The organism is Candidatus Pedobacter colombiensis (genome assembly GCA_029202485.1).
Classification (GTDB): Bacteria; Bacteroidota; Bacteroidia; order Sphingobacteriales; family Sphingobacteriaceae; genus Pedobacter; species Pedobacter colombiensis.
Genome location: CP119313.1, coordinates 583,789 through 596,938, shown reverse-complemented (window position 1 = coordinate 596,938; position 13,150 = coordinate 583,789). Strand labels below are relative to the sequence as shown.

The 13,150-nt window shown below is 35.5% G+C and carries 9 protein-coding genes; all 9 read right to left on the bottom strand.

The genetic code is table 11. The features are described from left to right. Positions 1-68: 68 nt before the first annotated feature. Positions 69-1,601, bottom strand: coding sequence for a TlpA disulfide reductase family protein (locus P0Y49_02550; GenBank protein ID WEK20032.1), 1,533 nt, complete (start codon positions 1,599-1,601; stop codon positions 69-71). Positions 1,602-1,777: 176 nt separating this feature from the next. Further along, on the bottom strand, positions 1,778-3,337 hold the full coding sequence (locus P0Y49_02545) for a TlpA disulfide reductase family protein (GenBank protein ID WEK20031.1): 1,560 nt from the start codon (positions 3,335-3,337) through the stop codon (positions 1,778-1,780). A gap of 200 nt (positions 3,338-3,537) precedes the next feature. Continuing rightward, positions 3,538-4,056: a TlpA disulfide reductase family protein gene (locus P0Y49_02540; protein WEK20030.1), complete on the bottom strand. Its 519-nt coding sequence runs from the start codon at positions 4,054-4,056 to the stop codon at positions 3,538-3,540. 112 nt (positions 4,057-4,168) lie between these two features. Continuing rightward, positions 4,169-5,071, bottom strand: a complete 903-nt coding sequence (locus P0Y49_02535) for a hypothetical protein (GenBank protein WEK20029.1) — start codon at positions 5,069-5,071, stop codon at positions 4,169-4,171. A 187-nt stretch (positions 5,072-5,258) separates the two neighbouring features. Beyond that, on the bottom strand, positions 5,259-6,788 hold the full coding sequence (locus tag P0Y49_02530; protein ID WEK20028.1) for a TlpA disulfide reductase family protein: 1,530 nt from the start codon (positions 6,786-6,788) through the stop codon (positions 5,259-5,261). A gap of 21 nt (positions 6,789-6,809) precedes the next feature. Continuing rightward, positions 6,810-7,538, bottom strand: a complete 729-nt coding sequence (locus P0Y49_02525; protein ID WEK20027.1) for a hypothetical protein — start codon at positions 7,536-7,538, stop codon at positions 6,810-6,812. An 11-nt stretch (positions 7,539-7,549) separates the two neighbouring features. Then, on the bottom strand, positions 7,550-8,077 hold the full coding sequence (locus P0Y49_02520; GenBank protein WEK20026.1) for a hypothetical protein: 528 nt from the start codon (positions 8,075-8,077) through the stop codon (positions 7,550-7,552). Between the two features lie 26 nt (positions 8,078-8,103). Then, positions 8,104-9,498 (bottom strand): RagB/SusD family nutrient uptake outer membrane protein, encoded by a 1,395-nt coding sequence (locus P0Y49_02515; protein ID WEK20025.1) that lies wholly within the window; start codon positions 9,496-9,498, stop codon positions 8,104-8,106. A gap of 9 nt (positions 9,499-9,507) precedes the next feature. Then, on the bottom strand, positions 9,508-12,969 hold the full coding sequence (locus P0Y49_02510) for a SusC/RagA family TonB-linked outer membrane protein (GenBank protein WEK20024.1): 3,462 nt from the start codon (positions 12,967-12,969) through the stop codon (positions 9,508-9,510). Positions 12,970-13,150: the final 181 nt, after the last annotated feature.

Below are 13,150 nucleotides of genomic sequence, written 5' to 3'. Positions count from 1 at the left end.
TTCTTAATCTGTACACTACTTCACCCGCAAAATCATTTATGGTAGCTACTTCAAAAAGCTTTAAATCATTAATTTAAACCGTTAAGATACTTATCAATGATTTGAGTAAAATTTTTCATACGATCTAAACTCGCATCCGGACGAGGGGGGTGTGCTGTAATTAACATTCCATCTTTATCAATGATTAATTGTTGTGGAGCACTATAAAAATCATAATGTTTTATAATTGGATGTCCCAATCCTAGTCCATTCGTATATAAATTAATTGTACCTGGAGAAGTATACTTGCCCGTTAAGATACTTGTTAACCATGTCTTTTTGTCGCTGTCGGAAGAGATGGTTAAAAAGACAATATTTTTATTGTTTTCGTACTTTTTAATGATCGTTTCCATAGTCTTATTTAATATCTCACAATACGCACATCCGGTGAACCAAAAATCTACAACGACTAATTTACCTTTATAATCACTTAATTTACGAATATGACCTGATGTATCTTGTAGTTCAAATGGAAAGACTTCATTTTGTTTCTTTTGCCAGGCTATCAATGTTTTTTTATAAGCAGGGTCAGTTATGGATTTCATCACTAATCCTAAACTCGATTGAATTTCAGCTGAAAAAAAACGATTCAATTTACTGATACATATCATGAGTAATTGATCTCTTAAGGCACCCTGATATTTTTGTTGTAGAACATCATACATCCCTACAAATGAATCTCCAGTCACAGCATCCTTAGCGTACAACCGCTGTATGTTCCATTCTTTTTCAAAGATATATTCTGGATAATAGGCAGAATGAGGTATAAAATTTGAATCAACAGTCAATTCCAGTTCCTGATCAGCACGCATTTTATTTAAATTTCTAAACGCAGTCAATGCAGCTTCATCACGACCATACACTAATAAGTTAGTTTTTTCAGTTAATCCCCATAAACCAGCGTTGCCAATCGCATCTAAGTAAATTCTATTGTATATCGATTCACTAAATTCACCCTTATAGCTTTCCAATAACTTTAAACGTAATTTTGTCATTAAACTTAATTCCTCAGCATTTAATTTAAATGCTTTATCATAGTCTTTAGCATTTTCTAGTCTAATCCATCTATTCCGTACAGCTTTTGATCCCCCTTCAATATTATAAATATCGAATTGGCAGTTTAATTTTTCTGCGCCTTTTCCAGAAAAAAGAAGATACCCTTTCTCTCCAACATCCATAGTAACATCATCACCATTTTCAAACAAGTAATATTCTGCTGCGCGGTGAGGCCTCGATGGAAAGGTCAATGGCAGTAAAGTACCTAGCCCAATTCTATTATTCACCTCATTTACAAGCCAAAACGAAGCATAAGTTAATACTGAAGCAGACTTCACATTTACATTGAATCTTCTTTTTGAATCCAATAAAACAGTGATCACTTCCCCTCCCAGCAAATTTTTCAGCGGATCGTAGAGCTTGATCTGGATACTTTTGTTCTTAAAATAGTTCACTATAGTGGAATCGACCGTACCTTTAATGTTAAAACTATAGCTTTGCGCTTTCAATGAGCTGATCATGAAAACAATTGCGATGAGCAGTAAAAATTTTTTATAGTGATGCATATGTAGGTTGTAAAGTCCCAATTAAGGGCTTTTGGTTAACGGTTCTATTTTTACAATTATATTTAGCTTAGGGTTTAACTTATTATTATATAAATATGGACTTAAACAAATCCAGACAAGAACCGCTTCAGCCTGTAAAAATTGCTACTAAATATTATTCAGAATGTCAATACGCCCTATCTCGGGACCTTACTAAGATACTTATCAATGATTTGAGTAAAATTTTTCATAGCCTCTAAACTCATATCTGGACGAAGGGGGTGTGCTGTAATTAACATGCCATCTTTATCAATGATTAATTGTTGTGGAGCACTATAAAAACCATAATGTTTTATAATTGGGTGTCCCAATCCTAGTCCATTCGTATATAAATTAATTGTACCTGGAGAGGTATACAAGCCCGTTGAGACACTTGTTAACCATCTCTTTTTGTCGCTGTCAGATGAAATGGTTAAAAAGACAATATTTTTATTGTTTTCGTACTTTTTAATGATCGTTTCCATCGTCTTATTTAATATCTCACAATACCCACATCCGGTGAACCAAAAATCAACAATGACCAATTTACCTTTATAATCACTTAATTTACGAATGTTACCTGCTGTATCTTGTAGTTCGAATGGAAAGACTTCATTTTGTTTCTTTTGCCAGGCGATCAGTGTTTTTTTATAAGCAGGGTCAGTTATGGATTTCATCACTAATCCTAAACTCGATTGAATTTCAGCTGAAAAATAACGATTCAATTTACTGATACATATCATTAGTAATTGATCTCTTAAGGCACCGTGATATTTTTGTTGTAAAACATCATACATCACTACAAATGAATCTCCAGTAACTGCTTCCTTAGCGCGTAACCGCTGTATGTTCCATTCTTTTTCAAAGATATACGCTGGATAATATGCAGAATGAGGTATAAAATTTGAATCAACAGTCAATTCTAGCTCTTGATCAGCACGCATTTTATTTAAATTTCTTAACGCGGACAATGCAGCTTCATTACGAGCATATAATACTAAGCCACTTTTTTCACTTAATCCCCATAAACGAGCGTTGCCAATCGCATCTAAGTAAATTCTATTGTATATCGATTCACTAAATTCACCCTTATAGCTTTCCAATAACTTTAAACGTAATTTTATCATTAAACTTACCTCCTCAGCATTTAATTTAAATGCTTTATCATAGTCTTTAGCATTTATTAGTTTACCCCATCTCTTCACTATACCTTTTGATCCCCCTTCAATATTATAAATATCGAATTGGCAGTTTAATTTTTCTGCGCCTTTTCCAGAAAAAAGAAGATACCCCTGCTCTCCAACATCCACAGTAATATCATCACCATTTTCAAACAAGTAATATTCTTTTGCGTCGTGAAGCCTCGCTGGAAAGGTCAATGGCAGCGAGACACCTAGCGCATTTTTGTTATTCCCTTCATTTACAAGCTCAAATGAAGCATAAGTTAATGCTGAAGCAGACTTCACATTTATATTGAATCTTCTTTTTGAATCCAATAAAACAGTGATCACTTCCCCTCCCAGCAAATTTTTCGCCGGATCGTAGAGCTTAATCTGAATACTTTTGTTATTAAAATAGTTAACTATAGTGGAATCGAGCTTACCTTTAATGTTAAAACTATAGCTTTGCGCTTTCAATGAGCTGATCATGAAAACAATTGCGATGAGCAGTAAAAATTTTTTATAGTGATGCATATATAGGTTTGTATTTATTTTCATAATAAATGGTAATTAAATAGTAAATGGTAATTAATGCTATTAAAAATAGTTCACAACAAATATCCCAAAGGCATTTACCCCTGTGGTTGTCCCAACCAGCCCTTTAATGATCAGGGCTACATTTTTAAAGTAAAGTGAGCGCTATGTTATAGCGTATCACTTTACTTTGTTTTATAGGAATGAATTCAACGAGCTTTAAATCATAATTTTAAACCGTTAAGGTACTTATCAATGATTTGAGTAAAATTTTTCATATAATCTACACCCCCATCTGGGCGAGGGGGGTGTGCTGTAATTAACATTCCATCTTTATCAATGATTAATTGTTGTGGAGCACTATAAAAACCATAATGTTTTATAATTGGGTGTCCCAACCCTAGTCCATTCGTATATAAATTAATTGTACCTGGAGAGGTATACAAGCCCGTTGAGACACTTTTTAACCATGTCTTTTTGTCGCTGTCAGATGAGATGGTTAAAAAGACAATATTTTTATTGTTTTCGTACTTTTTAATGATCGTTTCCATAGTCTTATTTAATTCCTCACAATGCCCACATCCTGAGAACCAAAAATCTACAATGACCAATTTACCTTTATAATCACTTAATTTACGAATATTACCTGATGCATCTTGTAGTTCAAATGGAAAGACTTCATTTTGTTTCTTTTGCCAGGCGATCAATGTTTTTTTATAAGCAGGGTCAGTTATGGATTTCATCACTAATCCTAAACTCGATTGAATTTCAGCTGAAAAAAAACGATTCAATTTACTGATACATATCATTAGTAATTGATCTCTTAAGGCACCCTGATATTTTTGTTGTAAAACATCAATACATCACTACAAATGAATCTCCAGTAACTACATCCTTAGCGCGCAACCGCTGTATGTTCCATTCTTTTTCAAAGATATATTCTGGATAATATGCAGAATGAGGTATAAAATTTGAATCAACAGGCAGTTCTAGTTCTTGAGCAGAACGAATTTTATTTAAATTTCTTAACGCGGACAATGCAGCTTCATCACGACCCCATGCTATTAAGTAAGTCTTTTCAATTAATCCCCATAAACGAGCGTTGCCAATCGCATCTAAGTAAATTCTATTGTATATCGATTCACTAAATTCACCCTTATAGCTTTCCAATAACTTTAAACGTAATTTTGTCATTAAACTTAAATCATCATCATTTAATTTAAATGCTTTATCATTGTCTTTAGCATTTATTAGTTCAATATATCTAAGCAGTACACCTTTTGATCCCCCTTCAATATTATAAATATCGAATTGGCAGTTTAATTTTTGTGCGCCTTTTCCAGAAAAACTAAGATACCCATTCGGCCAAACATCCATAGTAATATCATCACCATTTTCAAACAAGTAATATTCATTTGTGCGGTGATTCCTCGCTGGAAAGGTCAATGGCACTATGTTACCTAGCTCCATTTTGTTATTCCCGTCATTTACAACCCAAAATGAAGCATAAGTTAATGCTGAAGCAGACTTCACATTTATATTGAATCTTCTTTTTGAATCCAATAAAACAGTGATCACTTCCCCTCCCAGCAAATTTTTCACCGGATCGTAGAGCTTTATCTGGATACTTTTGTTCTTAAAATAGTTCACTATACTGGAATCGACCGTACCTTTAATGTTAAAACTATAGCTTTGCGCTTTCAATGAGCTGATCATGAAAACAATTGCAATGAGCAGTAAAAATTTTTTATTTTTCATAATAAATGGTCATTAATTCTATTAAAAATAGTTCGCAACAAATATCCCAAAGGCATTTACCCCCTGTGCTTGTCCCAACCAGCCCTTTAATGATCAGCGCTACATTTTTAAAGTAAAGTGATACGCTATGTTATAGCGTATCACTTTACTTTGTTTTATATGAATGAATTCAACGCGCTTCAAATCATTAATTTAAACCCTTAAGATACTTATCAATGATTTGAGTAAATTTTTTCATATAATCTACCCCCCCATCTGGACGAGGGGGGTGTGCTGTAATTAACATTCCATCTTTATCAATGATTAATTGTTGTGGAGCACTATAAAAACCATAATGTTTTATAATTGGGTGTCCCAATCCTAGTCCATTCGTATATAAATTAATTGTACCTGGAGAGGTATACAAGCCCGTTGAGATACTTGTTAACCATCTCTTTTTGTCGCTGTCAGATGAGATGGTTAAAAAGACGATATTTTTATTGTTTTCGTACTTTTTAATGATCGTTTCCATCGTCTTATTTAATATCTCACAAAAGCCACATCCGCTGAACCAAAAATCTACGATGACTAATTTACCTTTATAATCACTTAATTTACGAATATGACCCGCTGTATCTTGTAGTTCAAATGGAAAAACTTCATTTTGTTTCTTTTGCCAGGCGATCAATGTTTTTTTATAAGCAGGGTCAGTTATGGATTTCATAACTAATCCTAAACTCGATTGAATTTCAGCTGAAAAGAAACGATTCAATTTACTGATACATATCATTAGTAATTGATCTCTTAAGGCACCCTGATATTTTTGTCGTAAAACATCATACATCACTACAAATGAATCTCCAGTAGCTGCTTCCTTAGCGCGCAACCGCTGTATGTTCCATTCTTTTTCAAAGATATATTCTGGATAATATGCAGAATGAGGTATAAAATTCGAATCAACAGGCAATTCTAGTTCTTGAGCAGAACGAATTTTATTTAAATTTCTTAACGCGGACAATGCAGCTTCATCACGACCCAATCCTATTAAATTAGTCCTTTCAATTAATCCCCATAAACGAGCGTTGCCAATCGCATCTAAGTAAATTCTATTGTATATCGATTCACTAAATTCACCCTTATAGCTTTCCAATAGCTTTAAACGTAATTTTGTCATTAAACTTAAATCATCATCATTTAATTTAAATGCTTTATCATTGTCTTTAGCATTTATTAGTTCAATATATCTACGCAGTACACCTTTTGATCCCCCTTCAATATTATAAATATCGAATTGGCAGTTTAATTTTTGTGAGCCTTTTCCAGAAAAACTAAGATACCCATTCGGCCAAACATCCATAGTAATATCATCACCATTTTCAAACAAGTAATATTCTTTTGTGCGGTGAAGCCTTGCTGGAAAGGTCAATGGCAGCGAAACACCTAGCATATATTTGTTATTCCCTTCATTTACAAGCTCAAATGAAGCATAAGTTAATGCTGAGGCAGACTTCACATTTATATTGAATCTTCTTTTTGAATCCAATAAAACAGTGATCTCTTCCTCTCCCAGCAAATTTTTTACCGGATCGTAGAGCTTGATCAGGATACTTTTATTCTTAAATAAGTCAACTATAGTGGAATCGACAGTACCTTTAATGTTAAAGCTATAGCTTTGCGCTTTCAATGAGCTGATCATGAAAACAATTGCAATGAGCAGTAAAAATTTTTTATTTTTCATAATAAATGGTAATTAATGTTATTAAAAATAGTTCACAACAAATATCCCAAAGGCATTTACCCCTGTGCTTGTCCCAACCAGCCCTTTAATGATCAGGGCTACATTTTTAAATCTATTGGTAACCGTAGCATTAAAGGTATAGCTGAATAGCAGGGCATCGGAACTTGCATCTCTTACTTCAAAAATGTAAGGCGTTGTTGCCGTTGCTTTATTGGTATACCTGTTCCAATTACTGATCCCCTTGTAGGCCAAATTATCCACTTCATTGACCGCGTTATTTTTAATTTTAATTTTAACAGCCGGGCTATTGGGTGATAAGTTTACAAAGCGTACGTTGGTCACAAAATTTGCTGAGGCGGGGGTAGTTACATCAGTTTTAATAAAAGGAAAATCAACCTCCTTCAGCAACATGCTCTCTACCTTTGCTGCGGTCCCGGAAATGTATAGGGTATAAAACCCAGATTCCATATGATGGCTTTCGTTAAACAACAATTTTGTGGTATCCGCAGTGGGTACAGCAATCAATGCTTTATAGCCCAGTTCTGCATAATAAAATCGATTGGCACCATAAAGCACCTGATCTGTAGTTTTAGCGAAACTATAAGCTTTTCCTGCAGGATTTACTTTTAGCCCCCCAAGATCTACCGCTGCGTTAATCACATTTATTGAGCTGCTGGTTTTAAAAACCTCAGCATCCTTTTTACATGCAGCAAAACACACTGCAAATACTAATATCCAGGCATTTTTCATTTTTCGTAGCTTTAATTGTATCTATCAAATAATCCTTTTACGGTATAAGCTTTGCCGCCATCTACTTGATCTGTAAATAACAAGACCAGTGCCTTTCCATCCTCAGACAGGGTCCAAATGTCATTCGTATTGCGCAGTACCCGATCAGGTTTATTGGTGTAGAATAAACGAATGTTTTTAGTTGCACTTTTACGATCTGCTGAGATTTTAAAACTTAGCCTGGCTTTAGTGGTATCCGATACCATAACTTCCGATGGCTTTCCATCTAAAGCATATTTTTGTGGCTGCGTATTTGCCGTGATTTTTCCTTCAGCATAGCTGATCACCTGACTTACAAAAACAGAATCCCGACTTGTTTTCACAATTAAGCCCTTAGGGAAAACAAAGGCCGGATAACTTTCGAGGTTACTTTTTTGAGCGTTATAAATCCAGACCCCTGTGAGATCAGGACTTGCTTGCTGCTGTGCCTTCGCTAATAGTCCAGTGAGCAGCAAAACTACCGTTAAGGCGCTTAGTTTATTGATTTTTTTTAGGTACATCTTATTGATTTTTAGTATATATTTTTTTATCTAACGTTTTGCGCTACTCCACTGAGTGCCACTTCATCGTCTGGGATGGGCAGTACATATCTTGGACTATTGGGTTCCAACGTAAATATTTGATCGTTTAATTTTCTGGTGATGGTAATATTCCGCCCCTCCACATTTAACCTTTTCAAATCTGTCCATCTGATACCGCGAAATACAAGTTCTTTCCTACGTTCAATCAAGACTTTATCGAGCGCAATTTCAGGCGTATTGGCGGTCAGGTTTTCATAAGGTTTGGATGGACTGGTTGCCTTTGGATCCCATCGTTTTATACCCAATTGATTCAAATAACTCATGGATTGTAGCGTTTCGCCTCGTCTGGCCAGACATTCGGCCTTAATTAAATAAATTTCATCTGTGGCTAATCCTGAAAAAAGCGCGCTATTACCAGTGTATAGACTTCTAATATTGTAATTACCTAAAGTATTTTTCTGAAAATAGATGGGTAGTCTTAAGTCCGAGGGATTATATAGATTGATCAGTTCGGGAACGATTCCATAAGTTGTTCTTAAACCAACGCCAAGCTCAAAATAATCAGGATATTGATAGGTAAAATAAATTACCTCTTCACTATTAAAGGATAATGCGGCATTAACTGTTTTACTAATTAGATTGTAATCTGTCAATGTTGAATACAAGGACAAGGTCTTATCTGCATAGGCCTCTGCCTCCGTAAATTTACCCATACTTAAGTATACTCTTGCCAGTAAAGCAAAAGCTGCCACTTTAGAGGGACGTGATCTTTTATTGGAAATGATGTCCTGTTGCAACAAGTCCCCAGACGCTTTTGCATCTAAAATGATTTGGTTATAGCATTGTTCAAGCGTGCCTCGCTGAAGAATTTCGTCAATATTAGCATTTAATTTCAAGGGAACGCCCAAATCTTGCGATGCGGTTAATGGATCATAGGCTTTTGAAAAAATACTAACTAAATTATAATAAGTATAAGCTCTTGCAAATAGTGCCCGTCCTTTAAGGATCTGCTTCTCATTGTCGTTGCTGATATCCTGGGTAGCCAATATATCCAGCACCGTATTGGCATAGTAAATTGTACTATAAGGTCTTCTCCAATCACCTACTTGAGTCACTCCGGCATATATGTCCTTTTGCCAAACGGATGCAGTTCTGGTTACAGGAGAATATGTTGACTGCCATGCCTGTAAACTGGAAAAAAAATACTCATCAGCAGATACATGCCCTATATTAGGGGTCACATTCATCACACCTGTATTATCTAAAATTAATTGGAGATCATTTGCTGATTTTGGTACGATGATACGACTATCAGGTTTCAGATCCAGTTTTTTTTTACAGCCTAGCAATGCGAAAATTCCTAGAATAATCATCATCTTTTTCATATATATAGCTATCATGATTTTAACTTATAAAGTAAGGTTAATGCCAAGGGAACCACTAAAAGGCTGAGGTGAACTATTAGATGACAAATCGGGATCTATATGAAATCTATTTTGTCTCCATAAAACACCCAGGTTTTGGCCATAAAAAAATACATTAGCGCTTTTAAATGGTAATTTGTTAAAATTATGCTTAGCTAAATTATAACTCAACCTAAAATCCTGTAATCTAATGTGATCCCCCTTTTCAACAAGATCTTCTGAATAATTAAAGAACTGATCCAGACCAGCAACCCCGGGATAATTTAGCGCTGGAATATGTGTCAAAAGTTCGTCACCGGGTTTTTGCCAACGCTGATTGTAGTCTGTTAAGTTATAGTTCAACCCCGATGCAGAGCCATAATTACTGCCAGTAAAAACACCTACTCTTCTAAAATAATAGTCAAATTTGTAAATGATATTGAAGGTCAATTCAAAGTTTTTATAATTAAAAGTATTGATTAGACTACCAAAATATTTTGGAGTAGCTGAACCATGAAATATCAATTGACTGGGATCAAGCAGACTGTTAATTTTACCATAATCTTTACTCACCGCTCCATTCAAATAACCTTGCGGTGCACCAGCAGCATCCAATCCGGCAGAGGGGAAGCTAAAAATTGCATTGTAAGGATAGCCCACTAAAGGATTTTGACCGTTGTAGATGAGTATACCCGCATTTGACCTTTGTTTTACATCATATTTGGTCACCCTATCGGTATTAAAATTGAATAAAAATGTACTCGTCCAAAGCAGTGCCCCGGTTAAATTCCGACTATTCAACTGTACATCAATTCCTTTTGTTTGTAGGCTAGGGCCATTACCTCTAAATTGGAAAATGCCAGATTGCATGGCAATGGGGTTATTCCCAATTAAATCGAAAGCATTTTTTTGATAAAAATCAATATTTCCAGTAACAATCCTATGCTTAAAGCTGAAGTCGAATCCTAAATTCCAGGTTTTCACGCGCTCCCATCTTAAAGAGGGGTTAGGTGGATTTACGAGCTCGGCATATATATCACCATTGATATTTGGTGAATTTGGTGAAGAAACTGCTGCAGTGGAGTAAGCGGATACCGTTTTATCCACATTACCATTATAGCCATAAGTTAAACGAAGTTTCAATGCTGGTAACCATTCCAGATGATAAAATTTTTCTCTATCCAGGATCCATGCCAGGCCTGTTGACCACAAAGGGACACCTTTTTGATTCGTTTTTACGCCAAAGATATTAGATTCGTCCCTTCTTGCGCTTCCAGACACCATGTACCGGCCTTTATAACCATATGAAGCATTGATATAGTAGGATTGATTGATATCTATGCCTCTTGTTAAACTGGGTGCTGTATTAATAGACCCAGCGCCTTGCCCATAATAAAGCGGATATAGTTTTAAAGGATCTATAGTCCCATTTGCATTGGTTAATGTTTCAGCATCATAACCATAATAGGCCTGACCAGCTACATTTGAACGGCTGTCACTTCCTTCATAGCCGAGTATAGCAGTGATTTCATGATCATTTGCTATTATTTTGTGATAATTTAATTGGGACCGAAAGGATTGTGATTTGAGCACATTGTTACTTTTACTCAAAAGACCTCCCAGTGGGATCACCCGGTTCAAGTTATTTCCAGAAATTGAAGAATATAGGTTAATTAAATTTCTGGCAGCGTAGCTATCCACCCCACTAAGCGTTTCAGTATTGGTATATTCATTCAAACTCATATAATTGGTACTCATGGACAAACCCGCTATAATTTTAAAATTTGCACCGACTTTTAGTCGATATTGATCTACTATGGCCTCCTGGTTGGGAAATAATTCATCAAGGGGACGAAAATGCCAATCTAATAATTTGCCATTGCCTGCGGTATCTACATACGACATCCGATAATCTTTAACTACAGCTAATGAATTCCCATTTTCATCAACCAGGCGATCGTAAGGCGTATAAGGCGTATAAGGAACTGTATTCGTATGGGTTTTAATTGAGGCAATATTCACATCTCCTGATAATTCTAATCGATTGTTAAATAAACCATAGGTATTGTTAAGATTTAAGGTGAGCCGCTCATTATGAGCAGACACACTGCTTTCCAGATTCTTATTGTATCCTCCGGACATGTAATACCTATAATTTTCTGTTCCACCACTTAAATTGAGTTGATATTGTTGCTGTACCCTGGGTCTATACATATACCGGTTTAGATCGGCTCTGATGTCGTAACTTTTCAAAGCATCAATTTTAGCCGCCGAATCTGCACTGGTAATTTTATTATTTAACCTTTGATTAAAGATCTCCACCCCTGCTGACACTACATTATATGGGTTACTAAAATTGTAGGTAAAAAGACCTTGGGAAAAAAGGTATTGTTCCAAATCAATAAATTGAGCAGCGGACAATTGAGCTGGGTAATACAAATCTTGCTTATCCGTTATCGTTAAGGTAGAGGAGGCTTCAATTTTAAGTTTTTGATTGTTATGCCCGCTTTTTGTGGTAATCACAATCACCCCGTTTCCAGATCTACTGCCCCAAATAGAAGAGGCTGCAGCATCTTTCAAAATATTAATATCCTCTACATCAGCTGGATTAATTTGATCAATTGTACCATCATAAGGAAAACCGTTGACAACGATTAAGGGTTCGGCCCCTGCAAATATAGTACTCCGACCATGTATAGAAATTTTAGGGTTGTTGCTGGCTTCACCTGAATAACCACGCGTAAACAAGAGCCCACTCGTTACCCCATCCAACCGATCTAGAATATTGGTAGAAACACTACGGTTTATCGTTTTATTGTCGATGGTGGTAAAACTTCCCGTAGCCCGCTCCTTAGGAATATCTTGATAACCCGTACTTACAATTTGTACTTCATCCAGCTTATCACTGCTCGATAGTAATTTTATAGAATTAGAGGCTTCAGCAGCTTTGATTTCTTTAGTTTCATACCCCACAAAGGAAATCACCAGAATCGCTTTATCATCAACTTTTTTCAAGGTAAACTCCCCCTTATTATCCGTCAGTACAGCCCTGGTCGTTCCTTTGACTTTTACAATGGCCCCCACCAATGGTGCATTATTTTCATCAAGCACACGGCCAGAAACATCAATTCCCGCAAAAAGGCCGCTAAGCTTATCAAAAAGACTTTTTTCTGCTGGTTTGATGATGACATTTTTTTCGTCTATGGTAAATACAAACTGTTCATCAGCACATATTGTTTGAAGAACTACGATTAAATCCTTTTCCTTAAAATCGACATTAATCCGCTGAGTAGCCTTTACTTTTTCGGGTGCATATAGTACATTATAACCTGTTTGTATAGAAATTTCTTTGAAAACTTCACGAAGTGTTACTCCTTTTTTTGCATACGAAATTTTTTGTCCAAAACTACTGGCAGATACCTGTAGTAGACTACTGATTAATATAAGTATGACAAGATTAACTCGCATAATTAGTATTCGTTTATCAATTTTTGCAACTCCAAAAAATGCAGAGTTCACAATCTTAAATATTTTCGGCAGGAGCCAATACAGGCAACTACCTAATTTAAAAGTATTTTTTTTCATACCTTTAGTTAGTTTTGAGTTATTACATGAAATGGTTCAACAATTATTTATCCCGGTAATTTTA